24 protein-coding genes, 5 tRNA genes and 1 rRNA gene are annotated in these 20,188 nt (G+C 43.6%); 24 read left to right on the forward strand and 6 right to left on the reverse strand.

What is annotated here, in order from left to right:
* Window positions 1–90, forward strand: a 5S ribosomal RNA gene (gene rrf, locus BLT29_RS12775); the annotation flags it as partial.
* Window positions 91–223: 133 nt separating this feature from the next.
* On the opposite strand, the gene BLT29_RS12780 is transcribed toward rrf, so the two are convergent.
* Window positions 224–349, reverse strand: coding sequence for a YjcZ family sporulation protein (locus BLT29_RS12780; RefSeq protein ID WP_090776710.1), 126 nt, complete (start codon window positions 347–349; stop codon window positions 224–226).
* A gap of 182 nt (window positions 350–531) precedes the next feature.
* Between BLT29_RS12780 and BLT29_RS12785 the strand changes: the two genes are divergently transcribed.
* The 12 genes from BLT29_RS12785 to BLT29_RS12840 all read left to right on the forward strand — a co-directional run bounded on the left by BLT29_RS12785 (window position 532) and on the right by BLT29_RS12840 (window position 9,048).
* A tRNA-Glu gene (locus tag BLT29_RS12785) sits at window positions 532–603 on the forward strand.
* A 10-nt stretch (window positions 604–613) separates the two neighbouring features.
* A tRNA-Val gene (locus BLT29_RS12790) sits at window positions 614–689 on the forward strand.
* A gap of 19 nt (window positions 690–708) precedes the next feature.
* Window positions 709–793, forward strand: a tRNA-Tyr gene (locus BLT29_RS12795).
* A gap of 6 nt (window positions 794–799) precedes the next feature.
* Window positions 800–874: transfer RNA gene (locus tag BLT29_RS12800), tRNA-Gln, on the forward strand.
* A 2-nt stretch (window positions 875–876) separates the two neighbouring features.
* Window positions 877–949, forward strand: a tRNA-Lys gene (locus tag BLT29_RS12805).
* Window positions 950–1,143: 194 nt separating this feature from the next.
* The gene (sigW, locus tag BLT29_RS12810; RefSeq protein WP_090776711.1) at window positions 1,144–1,707 is read left to right on the forward strand and encodes an RNA polymerase sigma factor SigW; all 564 of its coding nucleotides are present in this window, start codon (window positions 1,144–1,146) and stop codon (window positions 1,705–1,707) included.
* A gap of 22 nt (window positions 1,708–1,729) precedes the next feature.
* On the forward strand, window positions 1,730–2,368 hold the full coding sequence (locus BLT29_RS12815; protein WP_090776712.1) for an anti-sigma factor family protein: 639 nt from the start codon (window positions 1,730–1,732) through the stop codon (window positions 2,366–2,368).
* A 106-nt stretch (window positions 2,369–2,474) separates the two neighbouring features.
* Window positions 2,475–3,302, forward strand: coding sequence for a diadenylate cyclase CdaA (gene cdaA, locus BLT29_RS12820; RefSeq protein ID WP_090776713.1), 828 nt, complete (start codon window positions 2,475–2,477; stop codon window positions 3,300–3,302).
* Complete coding sequence (locus BLT29_RS12825; protein WP_176763925.1) at window positions 3,295–4,524, forward strand: CdaR family protein; 1,230 nt, start codon at window positions 3,295–3,297, stop codon at window positions 4,522–4,524. Before cdaA ends, BLT29_RS12825 begins: the two co-directional genes overlap by 8 nt.
* A gap of 23 nt (window positions 4,525–4,547) precedes the next feature.
* On the forward strand, window positions 4,548–5,888 hold the full coding sequence (gene glmM, locus BLT29_RS12830; RefSeq protein WP_090776730.1) for a phosphoglucosamine mutase: 1,341 nt from the start codon (window positions 4,548–4,550) through the stop codon (window positions 5,886–5,888).
* 379 nt (window positions 5,889–6,267) lie between these two features.
* Complete coding sequence (gene glmS, locus BLT29_RS12835) at window positions 6,268–8,073, forward strand: glutamine--fructose-6-phosphate transaminase (isomerizing) (RefSeq protein ID WP_090776715.1); 1,806 nt, start codon at window positions 6,268–6,270, stop codon at window positions 8,071–8,073.
* Window positions 8,074–8,154: 81 nt separating this feature from the next.
* Window positions 8,155–9,048: an aminoglycoside 6-adenylyltransferase gene (locus BLT29_RS12840; RefSeq protein WP_090776716.1), complete on the forward strand. Its 894-nt coding sequence runs from the start codon at window positions 8,155–8,157 to the stop codon at window positions 9,046–9,048.
* Window positions 9,049–9,093: 45 nt separating this feature from the next.
* Here BLT29_RS12840 and BLT29_RS12845 read toward each other — a convergent pair whose 3' ends face one another.
* Window positions 9,094–10,308: a NupC/NupG family nucleoside CNT transporter gene (locus BLT29_RS12845; protein ID WP_090776731.1), complete on the reverse strand. Its 1,215-nt coding sequence runs from the start codon at window positions 10,306–10,308 to the stop codon at window positions 9,094–9,096.
* 338 nt (window positions 10,309–10,646) lie between these two features.
* On the opposite strand from BLT29_RS12845, the gene BLT29_RS12850 reads away from it, so the two are divergent.
* Window positions 10,647–11,111, forward strand: coding sequence for an ASCH domain-containing protein (locus BLT29_RS12850; RefSeq protein WP_090776717.1), 465 nt, complete (start codon window positions 10,647–10,649; stop codon window positions 11,109–11,111).
* A 21-nt stretch (window positions 11,112–11,132) separates the two neighbouring features.
* On the opposite strand, the gene BLT29_RS12855 is transcribed toward BLT29_RS12850, so the two are convergent.
* Together BLT29_RS12855 and BLT29_RS12860 are read right to left on the reverse strand one after the other, a co-directional pair.
* Window positions 11,133–11,684 carry a GNAT family N-acetyltransferase gene (locus BLT29_RS12855; protein ID WP_176763926.1) on the reverse strand — a complete coding sequence of 184 codons (552 nt, stop codon included), beginning with the start codon at window positions 11,682–11,684 and terminating at the stop codon, window positions 11,133–11,135.
* Window positions 11,685–11,686: 2 nt separating this feature from the next.
* Window positions 11,687–12,085 carry a VOC family protein gene (locus BLT29_RS12860; RefSeq protein WP_090776719.1) on the reverse strand — a complete coding sequence of 133 codons (399 nt, stop codon included), beginning with the start codon at window positions 12,083–12,085 and terminating at the stop codon, window positions 11,687–11,689.
* Between the two features lie 86 nt (window positions 12,086–12,171).
* Between BLT29_RS12860 and BLT29_RS12865 the strand changes: the two genes are divergently transcribed.
* From BLT29_RS12865 to BLT29_RS12885, 5 genes are all read left to right on the forward strand, one after another.
* A complete protein-coding gene (locus BLT29_RS12865; protein ID WP_090776720.1) occupies window positions 12,172–12,960 on the forward strand; it encodes an AraC family transcriptional regulator in 789 nt (262 codons plus the stop codon).
* 75 nt (window positions 12,961–13,035) lie between these two features.
* Complete coding sequence (locus BLT29_RS12870; RefSeq protein ID WP_090776721.1) at window positions 13,036–13,959, forward strand: hypothetical protein; 924 nt, start codon at window positions 13,036–13,038, stop codon at window positions 13,957–13,959.
* A 12-nt stretch (window positions 13,960–13,971) separates the two neighbouring features.
* A complete protein-coding gene (locus tag BLT29_RS12875) occupies window positions 13,972–14,322 on the forward strand; it encodes an MmcQ/YjbR family DNA-binding protein (RefSeq protein WP_090776732.1) in 351 nt (116 codons plus the stop codon).
* Between the two features lie 52 nt (window positions 14,323–14,374).
* The gene (locus BLT29_RS12880) at window positions 14,375–14,863 is read left to right on the forward strand and encodes a GNAT family N-acetyltransferase (RefSeq protein WP_090776722.1); all 489 of its coding nucleotides are present in this window, start codon (window positions 14,375–14,377) and stop codon (window positions 14,861–14,863) included.
* Window positions 14,864–14,877: 14 nt separating this feature from the next.
* Window positions 14,878–15,075 carry a hypothetical protein gene (locus BLT29_RS12885; RefSeq protein ID WP_090776723.1) on the forward strand — a complete coding sequence of 66 codons (198 nt, stop codon included), beginning with the start codon at window positions 14,878–14,880 and terminating at the stop codon, window positions 15,073–15,075.
* 41 nt (window positions 15,076–15,116) lie between these two features.
* Here the strand turns inward: BLT29_RS12885 and BLT29_RS12890 are convergent, their stop codons facing one another.
* Together BLT29_RS12890 and BLT29_RS12895 are read right to left on the reverse strand one after the other, a co-directional pair.
* Window positions 15,117–15,560 carry a DUF86 domain-containing protein gene (locus tag BLT29_RS12890; protein WP_090776724.1) on the reverse strand — a complete coding sequence of 148 codons (444 nt, stop codon included), beginning with the start codon at window positions 15,558–15,560 and terminating at the stop codon, window positions 15,117–15,119.
* A gap of 2 nt (window positions 15,561–15,562) precedes the next feature.
* Window positions 15,563–15,871, reverse strand: a complete 309-nt coding sequence (locus BLT29_RS12895; RefSeq protein ID WP_090776725.1) for a YutD family protein — start codon at window positions 15,869–15,871, stop codon at window positions 15,563–15,565.
* Window positions 15,872–16,036: 165 nt separating this feature from the next.
* Here BLT29_RS12895 and BLT29_RS12900 point away from each other — a divergent pair, with 165 nt between their 5' ends.
* The 5 genes from BLT29_RS12900 to BLT29_RS12920 all read left to right on the forward strand — a co-directional run.
* Window positions 16,037–17,011 carry a YncE family protein gene (locus BLT29_RS12900; protein ID WP_090776726.1) on the forward strand — a complete coding sequence of 325 codons (975 nt, stop codon included), beginning with the start codon at window positions 16,037–16,039 and terminating at the stop codon, window positions 17,009–17,011.
* Window positions 17,004–17,693 (forward strand): response regulator transcription factor, encoded by a 690-nt coding sequence (locus BLT29_RS12905; RefSeq protein WP_090776727.1) that lies wholly within the window; start codon window positions 17,004–17,006, stop codon window positions 17,691–17,693. The genes BLT29_RS12900 and BLT29_RS12905 overlap by 8 nt, the downstream gene beginning before the upstream one ends.
* The gene (locus BLT29_RS12910) at window positions 17,690–19,078 is read left to right on the forward strand and encodes a sensor histidine kinase (RefSeq protein ID WP_090776728.1); all 1,389 of its coding nucleotides are present in this window, start codon (window positions 17,690–17,692) and stop codon (window positions 19,076–19,078) included. The genes BLT29_RS12905 and BLT29_RS12910 overlap by 4 nt, the downstream gene beginning before the upstream one ends.
* Window positions 19,079–19,093: 15 nt before the next feature.
* The gene (locus BLT29_RS12915; RefSeq protein ID WP_090776729.1) at window positions 19,094–19,570 is read left to right on the forward strand and encodes a FixH family protein; all 477 of its coding nucleotides are present in this window, start codon (window positions 19,094–19,096) and stop codon (window positions 19,568–19,570) included.
* Window positions 19,571–19,732: 162 nt separating this feature from the next.
* The coding region (locus BLT29_RS12920) for an alpha/beta fold hydrolase (protein WP_141769905.1) at window positions 19,733–20,188 on the forward strand (456 nt) is incomplete at its 3' end.

The following is a 20,188-nucleotide window of genomic DNA, read 5'->3' on the forward strand; positions in this document are numbered from 1 at the left end:
ACCCGTTCCCATGCCGAACACGGTCGTTAAGCTCTTTTGCGTCGATAGTAGTTGGGGGCTTCCCCCTGCGAGCGTAGATCGGTGCCGGGTTGATAGTTAGTGTAAAAAGCACATCCCACTGGGTGTGCTTTTTTGGATTTTTTATGCCAACTACATCAAAAAATAAACATCCCGTTCACGTTACGGGATGTTTTATATGTGTTTAGGTCACGTAGCGTATCAATTATTTTATATATGCTGCACCAATGATGACAAGGAGGATAAATAAAACTACAATTAGTGCAAACCCGCTTCCGATACCGCTATCACAACCACCGCTTACTGGGCCGCATCCTTGATAATAACTCATTTGTACACACCGCCTTTACATTAAGGATACTATACCTTATGCAAATGTACCTGTTTGGCGACAAATCTGGGCGAATACTTAATCTTTTAACATGTGTCGAGGTAAAAATATTAGCAAGCAAAAGCAAAAAAAACTTGCATTTTAGTTCTGTATTTGATATTATATAATACGTCAGTAGGCATGGCCCGTTGGTCAAGCGGTTAAGACACCGCCCTTTCACGGCGGTAACACGGGTTCGAATCCCGTACGGGTCATTTTTTTTTTGGAGGATTAGCTCAGCTGGGAGAGCACCTGCCTTACAAGCAGGGGGTCGGCGGTTCGATCCCGTCATCCTCCACCATTTTATGCACACTTTTAATGGAGGGGTAGCGAAGTGGCTAAACGCGGCGGACTGTAAATCCGCTCCCTCAGGGTTCGGCGGTTCGAATCCGTCCCCCTCCACCATTAAGGTGGGCTATCGCCAAGCGGTAAGGCAACGGATTTTGATTCCGTCATGCCCTGGTTCGAATCCAGGTAGCCCAGCCATAGAGCCATTAGCTCAGTTGGTAGAGCATCTGACTTTTAATCAGAGGGTCGAAGGTTCGAATCCTTCATGGCTCATACAAGTAGGACCGTCACCCTGTGTCGGTTCTTTTATTTTGCCGATGAGAAAATATTTTTCATTATATATTAGATGAGTTGATTTTTCTTGGGGAATCACCACATTGTTCATTTTCTTTTCTTGTTTTCATGGTATGATATTTGTGAAACCATCGGTCTGGAGAATCCGTATAACAATGTAGGTAGGGGATCAAATGGATATATTAACAGCTCGCTTAATAAGGGAGACAAAAAAAGGTAATGAGCAAGCATTTGCAGAACTAGTTGAGTTATATAAAGATAGTGTGTACCAAGTAATTTATCGGCTCGTAGGACATGCTCAAGAGGCACAAGATATTTCTCAAGAGACTTTTTTGCGTGTTTATATGAATTTAGATAAGTATGATCTGACAAAGAAGTTCTCAACATGGCTTTTTCGTGTGGCGACGAATGCAGCAATTGATCGCTTACGAAGGCGTAAACCGGATATTTATTTACAAGATAAGATTAAAGGGACGGATGATCTCACTTATGAATCACAGTTAACTTCAAGCGAGGACTTACCTGAGCAGCAAGTTGTAAAAATGGAGCAACAAGCTTGGATACAAGCTGAGATTAATCAGTTACCGGTCAAGTACCGTACAATTATTGTATTAAAATATTTAGAGGATTTATCACTAAAGGAAATTAGCGAGATCATGGATATGCCTATAGCGACAGTGAAAACAAGGGTTCATCGTGGACGTGAAGCACTGAGAAAACGTATGCGTCATTTGTGACGACAGAAAGGAGGGGGTATGTGTGTCTACTTGTCAATTTTATAATGAAGTCATTCATAGATATTTGGATGGCGAGGCAACAAAAGAAGAAACTGCTGCAATGTACCAGCATATGTCCTCTTGCGCTGCTTGTGAACAGCATTTGAAGGAGTTAAAAAAGTCGATAGCGTTTATTCAAAGTTCTTCTCATATAGAGGCCCCGGCCAATCTCACGGCATGTGTGATGTCGCAATTACCAAAGCAAAAGAAGGTGTCACGTTTCAAACGGAAGTTACAACGTCATCCAATCCTCGTTGCAGTAGCGGTGTTTTTATTAATGATGTCGACATCTGTCTTTGCATCATGGGATTACAGCGGTCAGGATATTGTTGTATCGGGAAACGGTCCTTTTGTTATTGACAAAGAAAAAGGGATTGTAACTGTGCCAAAAGGGGCAGTGATTGAAGGCGATTTAATGGTTCGTAATGGAGAGCTTCAGCTTGAAGGAGAGGTAAAAGGCGATGTCCTTTTGTTAAATAGTGAGCTCAATGAATCATTGATGGCTTCTGTCAGTCATGTTACTGGTGAAATTGAGGAGATTGACCAAGCGCTTGCGTGGACTTGGTATAATATAAAGCAATTCTTTATCGACGTGGTATCTATTTTTAATAAAGACGACTAAGTTCTTGATTTTCCAATCACTTGATGGTTGAAAGTCAGCAACAATGTCGATGCTAAGGATGAACAAATTTTTTCGGTTGTTAAAGTTGAGATATGGAGGCGGGCATATGCTTTCATTAAACTATGATGTGTGGCCATGGCTGACGTATGTACGTCAAATTGTTGATATTTTGCTTGTAACGTATGTCGTATATAAATTAATTATGATTATTCGTGGAACGAGGGCAGTCCAATTGGTAAAGGGGATTGCTGTGATTTTTATTGTTTGGTTTGTGAGCAATCTTTTAGGTTTAAGCACACTGGAATTTATTACGAAGCAAACGGCGACTTTTGGTCTTTTAGCTATTATTATTATTTTCCAACCTGAATTGCGGCGAGGGTTGGAGCAACTTGGGCGTAGTCGGTGGTTTACAGGTCGACCTACACCAAAAGATGAACGAATACATTCGACAGTGGACGCAATTGTGAAAGCGTCAATGTATATGAGTAAGAGACGGATCGGCGCACTTGTGTCAGTTGAAAGAGAGACGGGTTTAAATGATTATGTTGAGACTGGTATTCCAATCCATGCTGTTTTGACTTCAGAGTTGTTAATTAATATATTCGTTCCTAATACGCCGTTGCATGATGGTGCTGTCGTCGTGAAAGGAGACAAAATTTTAGCGGCAGGTTGTTATCTGCCTTTGTCAGAGGACGTGACGATTTCAAAAGAGCTTGGCACACGTCATCGCGCTGCGCTAGGGATTAGTGAGATGACTGATTGTTTGACAGTTGTCGTCTCAGAAGAGACAGGCAGTATTTCTGTATCTAAAAATGGGACGCTGTATCGTGAATTGACAGAGAAACAGTTAGAAGAAATGCTCAAGCAGTCGCTAGTGCGTGCAACCACAGCAGTTGATGTTCGTTGGCAGTGGGGAGGGAAAAAGGATGGATAAATTATTTAACAGTATTTGGTTTGTCCGTATCCTTGCTTTTTTTATTGCGCTCATGCTTTTTGCGATGGTGAATCAAGACTACTTAGGTAAACCATCGCTTGTGCCAGAAGCGTCTCAATCTTCTTATACACTGGAAAATGTCCCATTAAAAGTTTTGTATGATGAAGCACGGTATGAGTTAGTCAATCAACAGGAGACCGTGAGTGTGGAATTGCAAGGATCTCAAGTGTCTATTACGTTGTTTCAATTAACAAATGGTCGTTCGACGGAAGTGTTTGTTGATGCGACGGAAGTGATGACAGAAGGAGAACAAACGTTGGTTGTACAGACCCGTAATTTTCCAAGTGATTTGTCTGTCACTGTTCAACCACAAGTTGCGACGGTAACATTAAAGGAAAAACAGGTTTCTTCTGTTCCGGTGCACGCGGAACTTAAGAATGTGGAGACATTAGATGATGAATACACGGTCGGTTCACCCATTGTGACGCCGGTCAATGTCGAAGTCATTGGGGCTGTAGATATATTGCAACAAATTTCTGTGGCAAAAGTATTTGTGGATGTGACAGGTGCAATGGAGAGTATTGAAGATGAATTCCAGGTCTACCTCTATGATGAGGACGGTAACGAGCTTGATTTAAATGTAGAGCCAAAGTTTGTGTCCGTGTCAGTCCCAATTACAAGTCCAACAAAACTTGTTCCAGTGAAGTTGACAACAGAAAATGATTTTCCTGAAGGGATGGGCATTGATGAGATAGAAATCGAACCAAATGAGGTGACGATTTACGGATCAAACGATATACTAGAGGAGATTGAATTTGTTGAGAGTGAACCAATTGACTTAGCGGGTATGTCTAATGAAGAAAAATTTTCTGCAAAAGTGCGCATGCCTAAAGGGATCGAAAGAGTTGAACCGAAAGAAGTGACTGCCTCATTTCAATTAGCGGAGGAGCAGTCGAAAACATTTGTGTCGCGTCCGATCAAAGTGACAGGTAAAAATGACGACCAGCAAGTGGTTTTTATGGAGGGGTCTGAGGAGACAGTGGATGTAACTGTCTTTGGTACTGCGTCGCGCTTGAAGCAAATTTCAGCTGAAGATATACATGTAACAGTGGATGTGAGCCAGTTAGATCACGGCGAGCATACGTTACCTTTAAAGGTAACAGGTCCTTTTTATGTACAATTTGAAACAGAGAAAGAAGTACGCGTTTACGTGCAGTCGTAGTTGATGGAAGGGGATTTTGAATGATGGCAAAGTATTTTGGTACAGATGGTGTGCGTGGCGTCGCTAACACAGAGTTGACACCAGAATTGGCATTTAAGTTAGGTCGTGCAGGAGGATATGTTTTAACAAAAGAGGTGCAGTGTCCAAAAGTACTAATTGGGCGTGATACACGTATTTCGGGTGAAATGTTAGAAGCGGCGTTGACGGCGGGTTTTCTCTCTATAGGGGTTGAAGTCATGCGTGTAGGAGTGATTTCTACTCCTGGTGTCGCTTATTTGACAAAACAGTTAAACGCTACCGCCGGAGCGATGATTTCTGCTTCTCACAACCCAGTAGCGGATAACGGCATTAAATTTTTTGGATCAGATGGATTTAAGTTACTGGATAAACAAGAAATCGAGATCGAAAATTACATGGATGCAGAAGATAAGATGCCGCGACCTACTGGTGGTGGTGTTGGTCAAGTGAATGATTACTTTGAAGGCGCACAAAAGTATATGCAATTTTTAAAGCACACAATTGAAGGAGATTTAGCGGGATTACGTATTGCTATAGATTGTGCCAATGGGGCAGCTTCTTCTCTAGCGACACATCTTTTTGCGGATTTAAATGCGGATATTTTAACGATGGGATCGTCACCGAACGGTGTGAATATTAATGAAGGTTGTGGTTCAACTCATCCTGAAGCACTCGCTTCATTTGTTGTAGAGGAAGGTGCCGATATTGGTCTAGCATTTGATGGTGATGCTGATCGGCTCATTGCGGTTGATGAGAAAGGGAATATTGTAGATGGCGATGAAATGATGTTTATCATTGGGTCTTATTTGAAGGATCAAGGAAGACTGCAACATGACACGGTGGTGTCAACCGTGATGAGTAATCTAGGTTTTTATAAAACACTAGCATCTAGAGAAATCCATTCTGAGCAAACCGCAGTTGGGGACCGTTATGTAATGGAAGCGATGCGTAAAGGTGGCTTTAATCTTGGGGGAGAGCAATCAGGGCATATTATTTTCTTGGATTACAACACGACTGGAGATGGCTTGCTATCAGGATTGCAGTTGGCGAGCATTTTAAAGCAATCTGAGCAGTCGCTGTCAGCACTCGCGGGAGAAATGGCAAAGTTTCCACAAACGCTTGTAAATGTCAAAGTCACTGACCGTAATGCAGTAAAGGGAAATGAGCGTGTGAAACAAGTGATTGCAAAGGTTGAAGATGAAATGGCAGGAAATGGGCGGGTGCTTGTAAGACCATCCGGGACAGAACCGCTCGTGCGCGTCATGGTAGAAGCAGAGACAGATGAGCAATGTGCGGTGTATGTAAAAAAGATTGTCACGGTCGTTGAAGAAGAGCTGGGTGCATAACTTTACACATAAAGAAGCGGACACGGTTTTGGGTGTTCGCTTCTTGTGATAAAGATGTATGCACGACGGATGGCTGTAGTGAATATACTGCTTGAGAGAAAAGGTGTTGACTTTCTCTTTAACTTTGTTATAAGATGGAGAGCGTATGAATGATCTATTCATACATCTAAAGCGCCAGGACTGATGACAGATCAGTTGACGAGGAGAGGGCTAATCGAACTTCGGCGGATTCCCTCCGGTTGCTGCATGACAGCCGTAAGCTTCTGTAAAAACAACAAGGTGACTTGTTGCACAAAGACAGAGGTCGCATGCACCAATACAAAGAGTGGGGGCACGTCTGCCCCTGTAGGTGTGCTCCCACTACGGGAGGAAAAGAATTATGTGTGGAATTGTAGGTTATATCGGAAACAGTGATGCGAAGGAACCATTGCTTTCTGGTTTAGAGAAGCTGGAGTATCGGGGTTATGACTCAGCTGGTATTGCTTTACGGAATGAGCAAGGCACGTATGTATTTAAAGAGCAGGGACGAATTGCCACGTTGCGTACCTCAGTAGATCAAGACGTGATGGCGTCAGTTGGCATTGGTCATACCCGTTGGGCGACGCATGGTGTGCCGAGCAAACGGAATGCACATCCACACCAAAGTGAAAGTGGTCGATTCACGCTCGTGCATAATGGTGTGATTGAAAATGCCGATTCACTCAAACAAGCGTACTTAGTAGGTGTGCCATTTGCTAGTGATACCGACACCGAAGTGATTGTTCAGTTGATCGCCCGTCTTGTGGAAGAAGACGGACTTCAGACAGAAGAAGCAGTACGCCAAGCACTCTCACTTATGAAGGGTTCTTATGCGATTGCGCTTCTCGATGAAGAAGATGCAGAAACAATCTTTGTGGCAAAAAATAAAAGCCCACTTTTAATTGGCGTCGGTGAAGGCGTGAACGTCATTTCTTCAGATGCAATGGCCATGCTACAGGTGACGGATCAATTTTTAGAAATTGAAGATGGTGAGCTTGTGCTTGTTCATCGTGATGCAGTGACAATTAAGTCTCCTGACGGTGTGATCCAAGAACGTTCACCTTATCAGGCTGAGCTTGATGCAAGTGACATCGAAAAAGGTATGTATGATCATTTCATGTTAAAAGAGATTGATGAACAATCAATTGCATTGCGTAACATCATTCAGAAGTACCAACATGAGGATGGTGAGACGCGCCTCGATAGTGATATTCGCACTGTGGTGCAAGAAAGCGACCGGGTTTACATCGTTGCTGCCGGAACAAGCTATCATGCAGGTCTTGTCGGAAAACAACTGATGGAAAAGATTGCACATAAACCGGTTGAGGTGCATATTGCAAGTGAGTTTGTTTATAATATGCCATTGTTGTCCAAAAAACCACTCTTTGTGTTTATTTCTCAAAGTGGCGAAACAGCGGATTCGCGTGCTGTGCTCGTCAAAGTAAAAGAACTTGGTCATCGTACGTTGACAATTACAAACGTGCCAGGCTCAACGTTATCGCGAGAAGCGGATTTCACGCTCCATACCTTTGCGGGGCCAGAGATTGCAGTTGCTTCCACGAAGGCGTATACGGCGCAAATGGCAGTGTTGACGTTACTAGCAGTCGATACAGCACGTGTATCTGGTATTGAGCTAGATTTTGATCCGTTGCAAGAGCTTGGGATTGTTGCAAATGCGATTGAGGCACTGTGTAGTCAAAAAGATGTATTTGAAGAGATTGCCAAAACATATTTGATGACTACACGTAACACGTTCTTTATTGGGCGTGCGGTCGATTATTATGTAGCTTTAGAAGGCGCACTAAAACTAAAAGAGATTTCTTATATTCAAGCAGAAGGATTTGCTGGTGGTGAATTGAAGCACGGAACGATTGCTTTAATTGAAGAAGGCACACCTGTTATCGCACTTACGACACAATCGCATGTCAATCTAAATATCCGTGCCAATGTTCAGGAAGTGGTTGCGCGGGGGGCATCGCCAATCATTTTGTCGATGGAAGGATTAGAACAACCGAGTGATACGTTTGTGTTGCCGCGTGTACACGAATGGTTAGCGCCACTCGTTGCAGTTGTACCACTGCAATTGATTTCTTATTATGCTGCGCTACACCGAGGTTGTGACGTTGATAAGCCACGCAACTTGGCTAAAAGTGTGACAGTGGAATAACGTGTCAAATTTGCAAGAAGCTTGTTATGGTGGTAACATCATGACAAGCTTTTTTATTGTAAATAAGGAGGAGACGGGTTGATGAGAAGTGAACAAGAGATGTACGAGTTGATTCTTGGTGTGGCGCGAGAAGATGAACGTATTCGCGCGGTGTATATGAATGGATCGAGAACAAATCCAAAGGCGCGTAAGGACATGTTTCAAGATTATGATATTGTGTATGTAGTGACAGATGTTACTACATTTGTAAAAGATCAACAATGGTTAAGTGTGTTTGGTGAGCAACTTATGATGCAAGAACCTGATAAAAATGATCAAGTATGTGCGCATATACCAGGAATGAACGTCGATACAAATGAGTGCTATGCGTTTTTAATGTTGTTTGCTGACGGGAATCGGATTGACCTGCGATTGCAAACAAAAGAAGCAATGCTGCAAGAATACGGAAAGGAGAGTTTAACGAAGTCTTTATTAGATAAGGATCGTTGTTTACCAGCGATTCCTGCTCCGACGGATCGAGATTATGTTGTGAAGCAACCAACAGCGGAACAATTTTTTAGTTGTTGTAACAACTTTTGGTGGTGTTCACAAAACATCGCGAAAGGGTTATGGCGCGATGAAGTTCCTTATGCAAAGTATATGTTTGAACAAGTTGTCAGGGTTGATTTAGATGAAGTTGTGTCGTGGTGGATTGGTTGGAAGCATGGTTTTTCCATTTCTACTGGGAAGCTGAACAAAGATTTTAAGAAATATTTATCGGATTCCTATTGGGAGATGTATCAACAAACCTATGCTGATGGAGATATAGATCGGATGTGGGAGGCGCTTTTTTGTGCTTGTGACCTTTTTCGTACGCTGGCAAAAGAGGTGGCCGCCGCATTCAAGTTTGTATATGAGACCGCAGATGATGAGCGGATGACTAAATATTTACAAGGTGTTCGGGCACTGCCGTTAAGGACAGCGACAGGGTATTAAAAAATGCTTCTCTCCGCACGATGGGAGAGAAGCATGGAGCTTATGCTAAATGAGCATACCAGCAATGACAGCGTTCATTAAGTTTACAAGTGTGGCCGCTAGTAGCGCCTTGAAACCGTATTTTGCGATGATTGCGCGGCGATCAGGAACAAGGGCGCCAAGCCCACCAATTAAAATGGCCACAGAACTAATATTTGCAAAACCACAAAGTGCAAAACTTGTGATCGCAAACGTCCGATCGGACAGTCCAGCTTGCGCGTCCATTAAGGATGCGAAACCGATGAACTCATTCATAATTGTTTTTTGACCGATAAAAGATCCAGCTTGAACTGCTTCTGCCCACGGGACACCAGCAATAAAAGCAAACGGCGCAAAAACCCATCCTAGGATTTGTTCAAGCGTAATGGTACCAATCCCAACACCATTAGTAATGGTTCCCAAAATTAAGTTGATAAGCGCGACCAATGAAACGAAAGCAATTAACATAGCAGCAACATTAAGAGCAAGTTTTAATCCGTCAATTGCCCCACCTGCAGCAGCGTCGACAACATTTTCCGACCCAGTGACGTTTTCTAATTTAATCTTATCCTTTGTTTCGCTAACGTCTGTTTCTGGAATGAGCATTTTGGCCATTAGTAAGCCACCCGGTGCAGACATAAAGGTAGCGGCTAGCAAATATTCGAGTGGGATGCCTAATGCAGCAATCCCCGCCATAACAGAGCCGGCAACAGTTGCCATACCACCCGTCATTACAGCAAATAACTCAGAGGTCGTCATTTTGTTTAAGTAAGGCTTTACAAGTAGAGGTGCCTCTGTTTGTCCGACAAAAATATTTCCAGCAGCGGAAATGGACTCGGCTTGACTCGTACCAAGTAAGCGAGAAATCCCACCACCAATATAGCGAACAATGAACTGCATGATCCCGAAGTGATAAAGGATACTAATCACAGCAGAGAAGAAAATGATGATCGGAAGTACTTGGAAAGCAAAAACAAATCCAATGCCGTCAAGTCCAAGAACGCCTCCAAACAGGAATTCAATACCTTCTCCGGAAGTACTAATGGCCTCTTGAACCCCATTTGAAACCTTTTCTAATAAAAATTTACCAGGACCGGTCCAAAGCACGATGACTGCGAACAAAAATTGCAGTGCCAAAGCGCCGAGGATGGTCCGCCAGTTGATGGATTTTCGGTTGTTGGAGAATAAGTAGGCGATACCTAAAATCACGAGCATGCCGCCTAATCCCCATAGAACGTTCAACATTGAGAACGCCTCCTATTCTTGTTTAATAACGTGTGACGCACGTAGTGGGAAAGACCGTCTTTGTTACATTCCCCTAAAAATGGTTTTTCTTACATGATTATTTAAAAGTTTTGACGGATCCTGATCAAAGCTTTTAAATTAAAGCGGATACAAACGGTAACGTATTTCTATATAAGTGTATTATTTCCAATGTTAATCATTTCAATATCCACTTTACTTCAGTATAAAAAATATCGGGATATTTGTCAATGACGGTGGGAATACGTGAAATTATGACAAAAATCGTGACAGTCCCGATGTGTGTTGATACACTGTGACTAAGGAGATGGTGAATAATGAATGAAGCAGCAAAACAATATTGGGAAATGTTTTGGGACAGGAACAGAGAAGAGGAAGGTAAGGGGCAAGAGCTAATTGTGAAAGAGTGTCAATTTGGGGACGATCCAAAAGGTTTAGCGCAGAAAGTGATTGATGGGGTGAAGACGGCAACGTGTTCAGCACACATATTTTATGAAGTCGAAAATGAGCCGTTACCAGTAGTAGGTCAGTACAATGTGATTTTAAATGAACGTGAGGAACCGGTTGCGATCGTTCAAAATGTCGATGTCCAGCTCGTATCATTTAAGGAGGTGTCAGAGGCATTTGCGCTGGCTGAAGGAGAAGGCACGTATGAAGAGTGGCGTAATATTCATGTTGCCTTTTTCGCAGAGGAATTGTCAAAAATTGATCGTGTGTTTTCTGAGGACATGCTACTTGTGTGTGAAACCTTTAAACTCGTCGATGTGAAGAAGGAGCAATAGAATCACTCTTTCTTCACATCCCTAGCTTGAGCACAACTGTTTTAAGCGTGGGATATCATCCCATCTAAGCGCAACCTCTGTCAGCGTTTGACCGCTAAGTTGAAAGGTTACTTCATGATCGTCAACGGCTCCTAGTTTGCGGTAGAAAGCGTCGTGGCGATTGTCTGGGATGACACGGATAAGCATATTTTTCAGTGAGTTTCCGCATTTTTCTAGTTCAGTAATGAGGCTGGAGAGTAAGCGTTGACCGATGCCTTGGCGCTGATATGTGTCGCGCAAGTAAATGGCGTATAATTCTGCATCAATGCCAGCTTTTTTTCTCTCGGGGCCTCCGGTCACAAAACCCACCACTTCGTTATCGCAAGTTGCAACGATGAGGGCTGTGTCATTGCGGATAGGCAGGCCCGTATCTTTATGAAAATACGCACGCCATATCTTTTCTTTTTCTTCGTAACAGAGTTGATCTAAATAAGATTGGTTGATAATGCCTTTGTACGTTGTGCGCCAACTGTCGACGTGAACTCGGGCGATACTAGCTGCGTCTTTAACTGTCGCGTTGCGGATCGTAGTCATGATCATTCTTCTCTCTTGTCAGGTGCAACGAGTTCGACTTTTATCCGATCGGGGTCTTCGAAAAAGACTGCATAATAATTAGATCCACCAGCGAATGGATGGCGGTCTTTGTAAAGAATATTTATCCCTTTTTCTTCAAGGGCACGAGTCATGTCATCAACCTGTTTGCGAGAAGTGGCATGAAAAGCAAGATGATTTAGGCCGGTACGTCTCCGGTGGTAAGGTGGATGCTGGTATTTTTCTTCTGTTTGTGTAAAGACAAGGTAGGTATCGCCGCTCTTCCAACTACAACCTTTGTCCCATGATTGGAAGAGTGTATAACCGAGCTCACTTAGCAGTGGACTCCAAAATTGCTTGGAGGCAGTAAGGTTTGATACATTCAATTCAACGTGATGTAGCATGATGAACCCCCATTTTATGTCTTTTTTGTTATCATAATATAGATATAAAGAATGGGTCAACAAATATGTAAGGAGAGGGACGCTCAATGCGGTTTATTGAACCAGTGAAAACGTTGACGGCTAATCCGAAGCAACCAGGCTATATAGAATATGAACCACAACCGTTTTTAAAGTCTTATGTACGCTGTTTTTGGGAAGATACATGTTCCCGTAGTTCTTCAGTTATCATTCCTGATTTGTGTGTCGATATATTGGTTTACTTGGATAAAGAAAATTACGTGAATGATGTGCGGTTTTCGGGCGTGAATGATGTGCACTTTAAAACGGAAAGAGATTCAGTATATCATGCCATTTTTGGTGTCCGATTTTATGCGTGGAGTGTGTGGCTATTTTCTATGACAGATATGTCTGGAAGTAGAAATCAAGTGTTGGAAATTGATGAAGTTTTCCCACGCCTAAAAGAAATTCTTCAAAGCGAGTGCTTTCGTGAGGTGACAACAGCTCAGCGGATTCAAGTTGTTGAGCACTGGTTGATCGATAAACTAGCGCAACAGAACAAACTGATGTCCAATGATTTTTTAAATGCGATGGATATGTTAATCAATGCAAACGATCCGATTAGGATGAAGTTGTTAACAATGCATACCGGTGTCGGCATGCGTCAGCTTGAACGTTTGTTTTCGATGTATACAGGGATGTCGCCGAAAGCGATGTTTAATATCATTCGCTTTCAAAAAATGTGGCACCAGCTTTATTTTTCTAGACGTCTTGATGTATTAGACCTTGCCCATCAATATGGCTTTACAGATCAGTCTCACTTAACCCGTCATTTTAGAAGATATAGCGGTAAGACCCCGAGTCAACTATTTTATTAACGAAGAATGTCGCTTTTTTACAAGACAGAGGTAGCCGATAACCTTATGCTTACGTGTAGAAGGGGGCGATAGGTAATGAAATTGTCAAGGGAAGCATTCAAGCGTGCGGTGGCATTTGTGATGTCTGAAGCACGCCCGCTCGATCAACAATTGTACCGTTATTATTTTGAGGGTGGTAGCAAAGAGAACGTCGTTGCGGCGTTGGCTTTGTTTCAAAACGACGATGGTGGTTTTGGGCACTGTTTAGAGCCGGATGTTCGCCTAGAGGTTTCGTCTGTACTGGCGACGACGGTGGCGGTGCAGTGTATGAGTAAGATCGGTTTAGATGAGCGTCACAATCTTGTAGCTGGCGCAATCCAATACTTTTTAAATCAATATGATCACGAGAAACAACGGTGGCCGATCTTACCAAAAGAAGTGAATGACGTGCCACATGCACCGTGGTGGCACTTTGATGAGGGACGAGATTATCCCGGAACACATTCATCATGGGCGAATCCTGGGGCGGAAGTGGTTGGTTATTTGCATGAGTATAAAACACTCGTGCCCACCACCTTTTTAGCAGATGTAACAGCGATTGCGCTCTGTGAGTGTGAGAAAGCACCGCTTAAAATGGACATGCATGATTTCTATTGTTTTCAACGGCTATTTTCCTGCGTGGCTGCACGTGATCAAAAGGTCATATTCAATAAATTAAAGGAAACTGTTCGGGAGATCACATTACGTCATCGCCATGAATGGCACGATTATGGTGCAAAACCACTAGATGTGGCGCCATCCCCATCGGTGCCATTTGCGTCACTGTTAGAAAAAGAGATCGCAGCACAGTTAGATCATGAAATTGAGAAAATGAATGAACATGGTTGCGTATTACCGAGTTGGTCGTGGTTTGGCCATTACGAAGACACGTGGCCGCAAGCAAAGCGTGAATGGGTAGGCTACTTAACCGTGAAAATGTTGAAAGTGTTCCAAGATTATGGTCGGATTGGAGAGGGATGATTGGTGAAACAAATGATTGAAGAAGTGTGTATGGCACAAGTCGGTGCCGTAAGAGATGTAAAAGAAGAGTGGGGTGGTGCGATTCGTTTCACGGTCGGAGGGAAAATGTTTGCGATGCTTGGTCAAAATCGCAATGGAGACGACATCGTGACGTTAAAATGTGCGCCGGAAAAGGTGGAGCAGTACCGGCATGACTTTTCTAGTGTTGTTCAAGGGTACTACATGAACAAAACGCATTGGAATTCGGTGTTGCTGCAGGATTCAGACGTCCCGACCGAGGTGATGGAACAAATGATTGGTCATTCGTATGCGTGTGTGGTGGCAGGGTTGCCGAAGAAGGTACGGGAATCTTTGATATTGTGAGGGGCAAGCATATGGCGCTTGCAGTTGAACTGGAGATAAGGAGGTCTTAAAAATGAATATTAACATTACACCACTACAAGAAAGTGACACAGAAGCCTTGTTTCAATTTGAACAAAGGCATCGCGCGTACTTTCGCCAGTTTGTGCCTGACAGAGGTGAGGACTACTATGATCCGGCTACATTCGTAGAGCAGCAACAGTCATTACTCGCAGAACAGCGAGACGGAACTTCTTATTTTTACTTGATTAAAACGAAAATAGATGAGATTGCGGGCAGAATCAACCTTGTTGACGTAAACAAAGCAAAACGTTCAGCGGAACTGGGTTATCGTGTCGGTGAAACGTATGTAGGAAAAGGGGTGGCAAGTGCGGCACTGTCGCACTTGCTCCGGGATTTACCGGCTGAGATTGACATCATTCAGGCAAAAACAACGCCAGACAATCGTGGTTCGCAAAAAGTGATGGAACGAAATGGATTTCGTGCTTGTGGCCATACGACCGAGGATGGCCTGACGTTTGTGCATTATGAGTGGCGGCGGTGAGTGGAGGGGGTTAGGTGGGTGTCATGCGTGTTTTAGCTTACGTTGTGCTTAGTGTCACTGGCGTGGTGAAGTTGGTGCATATTCTCTTTGATTTAAGAAGAGAGGATAATGATATGCTTGTGTTTCTTCTCAATTTGTCTGGACTTCTGTTTTGGGTAACGTTACTATTACTTGTCCTTTCTTCAGATACGAAGGAAAAGAAATCACATTAAATAACTGACAAAAATGTGTGTGGGAGTCCTAGGCGCTTTCCTCACTCCTCTGGCAAAAACGCGGTCACCGTACCAAGCTCATTTTTTAAATACGTGCGAATGGCTTGTGGGAAACGGGCGACACTGGCAGCGCTGTCTTTCATCCGTGTGATAAGTTTGGTGTGGTCAATTGTTGTGTAATCGTAAGCAAGCGTTTTGCGGTAGCGGATGAGCTGCTTTAACGCGTTTGCGTCTGTTTTTTCAAGAACGCGCTCGTCTAGGAGGATGTCGATGATGTCTTCATAGCTGCCTGGATCACGCATAATGAAGCCATCAATCATTTGGTTGCCAACATCAATGATTGCTTCAATTGTCACCATTGCTGCACGTTCTAAAGCGAGACGAGTAATGAGATCGCTCGGGAGGGGTGGCTCATTTAACATCGGTTGTAATGTTTTAATATAAGTGAGTGTCGCTTCAATTCGTTTTTGATCAACAAAGTACATAATCACGAAGGCTCCTTCTTTTTATGTAAGCGGTCGTTTGTTTTTACGCGCTTTAACACAAAGTAAGCACAACCGAAGTTGCAGTATTCGTATAAGTAGTCGGGCAAGGTGCTAATTTTTTTATCAAAAGTGGCGCGTCTGTTTTGGTCGTCAAAAAAGCCACGTAGCCGGAGTTGGTTATAACCCCAGTCGCCAACAATGTAGTCATATTTATTTAATACATCACTATAACGTTCTTGAAAAGCGGCTTCGTCCCAGCCGTTTTTTTCGTCGTGAACGAGTTCAAAAGAGACACCTGATATGACAACCATCACGTGCACCTCCTATTTGTTTGTTTCTTTCAATAGTTTACCATACAATTTCAATCTTTGCTGTAATGGTGTATGTTTTATATGTAGGGTGAAAGAATTGAAAGAAGTTCGTTCTTATTTCACATTTATTTTGTAAGCTAAAGATAGTTGCTTGGGGGTGAGAGGATGCGTCGTGTGAGCTTGATGTTGATTGTCGTGGTTTTGATTAGTGCGTGCGTCAAGGAAGCGAGAGTGACTTTACCAGAAGAAGGGAGTCCTTTTTTAGTTGTATCTCATTTGAAAGATCCTGCGCTAACATTTGTGGACCCACATACATATGAAGTTGTGCAGACAGTCCCATTAGAAGAGGCATGGCAAAAAATGATCCAAGTCAATGACGCGTATTTATGGGCGTTACAAAAACAGTCCGGGGTATTACAACAACTTGCAAAAAAGGAAGGTGTTCTTACTCCATTAACAGATGTGGGGTCGGGATTCAGTGATGTTGCCTTTTCTGAAGAACGGAACCGTGTTTATGTTGCTGATCCTAAGACCGGGCAAGTGCATCGGATTGATCCTCAAACAAAGTCTTTGGAAGTATCGATAGAGGTTGCAGGTGTGCCCGATGAACTGCTACTTTCTGGCGACGATCGTTTGTTTGTACTTGATGTATCTGCTTGTAAAGTCAGTGAGATTGACTTGAACAAGGAGGCTGTTACGCGCACTTTTACGGTAGAAGACCGGGCAACGGGACTATTTTTCGATGGACAATGGTTATGGATTGGTGGACACGGAGCGATTGGTGAGTTGAACAAGTCAGTGTATGCGTATGATGTGCGTACAGGCGAACAAGTTGCTGAAGTAGAGGTGGGCTTAATGCCGATTGCCACGATAGCCAGTGCGGACGGGCACTCTCTTTATGTTGTTTCGCACGGGGATGCTCATTTGTATGAAATAGACCGAGAAGCACAACAAGTGACACGCACGGTACGTGTCGGTCAAAACCCGAATTATATTTATCGTCGAGACGGGGCGCTGTACGTAAGTAATGTTGATAGCGATTCAATCTCGATCATTGATGAGGCGACATTCACGGTTAAAAAAGAAGTGCCAGTTGCTGGAGGACCTCATGCAATGTTGATGGAGGAATGGCATGAATAACACAATGAAAACAGTGCTTGTCGTTGATGATGAGCGTGAATTACGGGAGCTCGTTTCCCTCTATTTGAAAAAAGAAGCGTACCATGTGTTATGTGCGGCGGATGGGAATCACGCGTTGCAGATGCTCGCATCTTCGTCGGTTGATCTTGTGATTTTAGATGTGATGATGGACGGGCTAGATGGTTTTTCCGTTTGTGAAACGATTCGCAAGACGCATGTGCTGCCAGTGATCATGCTGACAGCACGTAGTCACGAAGAAGATAAAATTAAAGCGTTAAAGCTTGGTGCAGATGATTATGTGGTGAAGCCGTTTAGTCCGAAAGAATTGCTTGCCCGCGTTGAAGCGGTACTGCGCCGGTCGTATGATGTACCGCGGATGGCGGATACAATTGTTGCTGGTGAGCTTTTGATTGACCGCGGGGGGCGGGAAGTTTATATCGCCGGAGACGTGGTGCGTCTCACTCGTAGAGAGTACGAACTTTTACTGTTTTTAGCTGAGCATAGGGGACAAGCATTTTCGCGCGAACAATTGTTTCGACAAGTATGGGATGAATGCCGGGACCATAGTACATTACGGACGGTGGACACGCATATTAAGACGTTGCGCTTAAAGCTTGGTGAAGCAGGGAGATTCGTTCAGACGGTATGGGGTATTGGCTATAAATTTGAGGGTGCACGATGAGGCAATGGTCGATTCGAACGAAAGTGTGGGCAGGCATCGTTGTCGTCATGTTGTTGCTCGTTGTTGCGGTGCTTGCGCTACTATTTTTTTTATACGAACGGCTTTATGTTGATAAACAATTGGAAATGATGTTGTTAGAGGGTGAGGCACTTGTTCATATTTATGAAACGGAGGGCGCACAAGAGTATTTCCAAGATCGTGTCACATGGGCGAATGGCAGCTCGGAAGAAACGTTCACGTATAGTGAGGATCCAATGGTGTTGGCAAGTGGTGCGTTATTTGAAGAAGATACCGATTATCATCTCATTACACTAGCAGAGCGTGAGCAACTACTACAAGGAGAAACGGTTGTTGTGCGGCGGGCGCATCCTCGTTTTAACCAAGAATTGCTTGGGGTAGTCTTACCGCTTATCGTCGACGAGCGGCTTGAGGGGGTTGTATTCAGTTCCTTGCCATTAGCTGATGTGTACGAAGCGTTTTCTGAAGTGCAGCCCTTACTTTATGGAATGATTATGCTTGTAATTGTAGCGATTGCCTTTGTTGGTCATCGTGTGAGCCGCCGTTTGGTCGATCCATTATTACAAGTAAAAGAACAGGCAAAAAAAATGGCTCTGGGCGATTTGCAGGCACGCTTGCCAACAAAGCAGTCTACAGTGGAATTTTCTGAGTTGGCTCATGCAATCAATCGTCTCGCACAAGCGTTAGGCGAGACTGAGCAAAATCGGCGTGCTTTTTTAGCAGATGTTGCACATGAGCTTAGGACACCGCTTAGTTACATGAAGGGCTACGCCGAGGCTGTAACCGAAGGCGTCGTTAAGACAGAAAAAGGGATGGCAATTGTCACAAAAGAAGTAGCCCGAATGGAACGGTTGGTTCATGATTTGCTTGATTTAGCGCAACTCGAAGGTGATACGTATAAGCTGCGTGAACAGATGCTCGTCTTTGCCGAATTGATCCGAGAAGTGACAGCAACGTTCGCGTTGCGGGCACAGCAAAAAGAAGTGGCGCTTGTACTCGATTTGGATGAGACGGTAATTGTGGAAGGTGATAGCGACCGACTCCAGCAAGTAATCGGTAACTTACTCGATAACGCGCTGACGTATTCTTCCGTAAATCAAACGATCACACTTAAATTGTATCGTGAAGGTTCATCCTGCCAGCTTGTGTTGGCAGACCAAGGAAGTGGCATCCCTATTGTTGATTTGCCAGCAGTGACGGAACGATTTTACCGGGTGCACAAAGGACGGAGTCGAAGCGATGGCGGCACAGGGTTAGGACTGTCAATCGTGTCACAAATTGTTGCGAAGCATCAAGGGAAGTTTCAGTTACAATCAGAAGAAGGCAAAGGAACGACGGCCATTGTGACGTTACCAATGTTAAAATAATGGAGGTAGAAGAAGATGAAATGGATTGGAAAAACGATGTGTGTTGCTGGGTTAATGGTGCTTGTTGCATGTGGCAACGATGCGGCTGAAAAAGAGAAAGAACCCCAAAAAGAAGAGACGGTTGAAATGGTGGAAGTAGAAATCCCGATGAAGGACGAAGCGCCACTGAATGAAGAAGTAGATTTAAAAGCTGAAGTGACTTATAAAGGTGAGACAGTTGCGGATGCAGATGAAGTGAGATTTGAAGTATGGAAACAGGATAAAAAAGATGACGCTGTTTTCTATGACGGGAAACTCGAGGGAGACGGTTTATACCATGCTAAGCACACTTTTGAAGAGGATGGGATTTACATCGTGCAAGCGCATGTCACAGCAAAAGATATGCATGTGATGCCAAAAGAATCAATTTTTGTGGGTGACGTGTCTGAGGAAGAAAAAGCCGCTTTTGAAGAAGATGAGGATGAGAAAGATGATGAGCACGGGGGGCATTAATATGGGAGAGAGGCTGCAGCTTAGGGCTGTGGCTTTTTTCGTGTTGTAGTGGAATAAATCTTTGAGCATTTCATTGTACGGTGATTTCTCTGTTATGTTAAACTGCGAATACGCTTTCGTCAATGTTGCGGAACACAGACTTTTAGAGAAAGAAGGATTAATATGCCCTACTGCAAAGTGCGACAAGCTGATATTTATTATGAGGATATAGGGGAAGGGAAACCGATTGTGATGCTACACGGCTATACACCGGACCATCGCTTAATGAGTGGTTGTATGGAACCGATAGTTGCTGAAAGGGACGGATGGCGCCGTATTTATATTGATTTACCAGGAATGGGCATGACAAAAAACTATCACGAAATCAGCTCGTCTGATGAGATGTTGGGTGCTGTTTCAGATTTTGTCGAAGCGATTCTGCCTGGTGAATCCTATATCGTTGCGGGTGAATCTTACGGTGGCTATATTGCAAGAGGACTTATTCATCAGCAAAAAGAGCGCATACTCGGCGCAGCCTTTATTTGTCCGGTCATCCTTCCTTTAAACGAAGATAGAACGGTAGAGGAACATAAAATTATGAAGATAGACGAAGCCTTTATAAAGCGTTTATCAAAAGAA

Origin of the sequence: Shouchella lonarensis (assembly GCF_900096965.1) — a bacterium.
In the GTDB taxonomy this organism is placed as follows: domain Bacteria; phylum Bacillota; class Bacilli; order Bacillales; family Bacillaceae_D; genus Shouchella; species Shouchella lonarensis.

Coding starts and splice junctions, on each gene's coding strand:
- BLT29_RS12780 (WP_090776710.1), bottom strand. CDS start 349: ATGAGTTATTATCAAGGATGCGGCCCAGTAAGCGGTGGTTGTGATAGC.
- sigW (WP_090776711.1), top strand. CDS start 1,144: ATGGATATATTAACAGCTCGCTTAATAAGGGAGACAAAAAAAGGTAAT.
- cdaA (WP_090776713.1), top strand. CDS start 2,475: ATGCTTTCATTAAACTATGATGTGTGGCCATGGCTGACGTATGTACGT.
- BLT29_RS12825 (WP_176763925.1), top strand. CDS start 3,295: ATGGATAAATTATTTAACAGTATTTGGTTTGTCCGTATCCTTGCTTTT.
- glmM (WP_090776730.1), top strand. CDS start 4,548: ATGGCAAAGTATTTTGGTACAGATGGTGTGCGTGGCGTCGCTAACACA.
- glmS (WP_090776715.1), top strand. CDS start 6,268: ATGTGTGGAATTGTAGGTTATATCGGAAACAGTGATGCGAAGGAACCA.
- BLT29_RS12840 (WP_090776716.1), top strand. CDS start 8,155: ATGAGAAGTGAACAAGAGATGTACGAGTTGATTCTTGGTGTGGCGCGA.
- BLT29_RS12850 (WP_090776717.1), top strand. CDS start 10,647: ATGAATGAAGCAGCAAAACAATATTGGGAAATGTTTTGGGACAGGAAC.
- BLT29_RS12855 (WP_176763926.1), bottom strand. CDS start 11,684: ATGACTACGATCCGCAACGCGACAGTTAAAGACGCAGCTAGTATCGCC.
- BLT29_RS12860 (WP_090776719.1), bottom strand. CDS start 12,085: ATGCTACATCACGTTGAATTGAATGTATCAAACCTTACTGCCTCCAAG.
- BLT29_RS12865 (WP_090776720.1), top strand. CDS start 12,172: ATGCGGTTTATTGAACCAGTGAAAACGTTGACGGCTAATCCGAAGCAA.
- BLT29_RS12870 (WP_090776721.1), top strand. CDS start 13,036: ATGAAATTGTCAAGGGAAGCATTCAAGCGTGCGGTGGCATTTGTGATG.
- BLT29_RS12875 (WP_090776732.1), top strand. CDS start 13,972: ATGATTGAAGAAGTGTGTATGGCACAAGTCGGTGCCGTAAGAGATGTA.
- BLT29_RS12880 (WP_090776722.1), top strand. CDS start 14,375: ATGAATATTAACATTACACCACTACAAGAAAGTGACACAGAAGCCTTG.
- BLT29_RS12890 (WP_090776724.1), bottom strand. CDS start 15,560: ATGTACTTTGTTGATCAAAAACGAATTGAAGCGACACTCACTTATATT.
- BLT29_RS12895 (WP_090776725.1), bottom strand. CDS start 15,871: ATGGTTGTCATATCAGGTGTCTCTTTTGAACTCGTTCACGACGAAAAA.
- BLT29_RS12900 (WP_090776726.1), top strand. CDS start 16,037: ATGCGTCGTGTGAGCTTGATGTTGATTGTCGTGGTTTTGATTAGTGCG.
- BLT29_RS12905 (WP_090776727.1), top strand. CDS start 17,004: ATGAATAACACAATGAAAACAGTGCTTGTCGTTGATGATGAGCGTGAA.
- BLT29_RS12910 (WP_090776728.1), top strand. CDS start 17,690: ATGAGGCAATGGTCGATTCGAACGAAAGTGTGGGCAGGCATCGTTGTC.
- BLT29_RS12915 (WP_090776729.1), top strand. CDS start 19,094: ATGAAATGGATTGGAAAAACGATGTGTGTTGCTGGGTTAATGGTGCTT.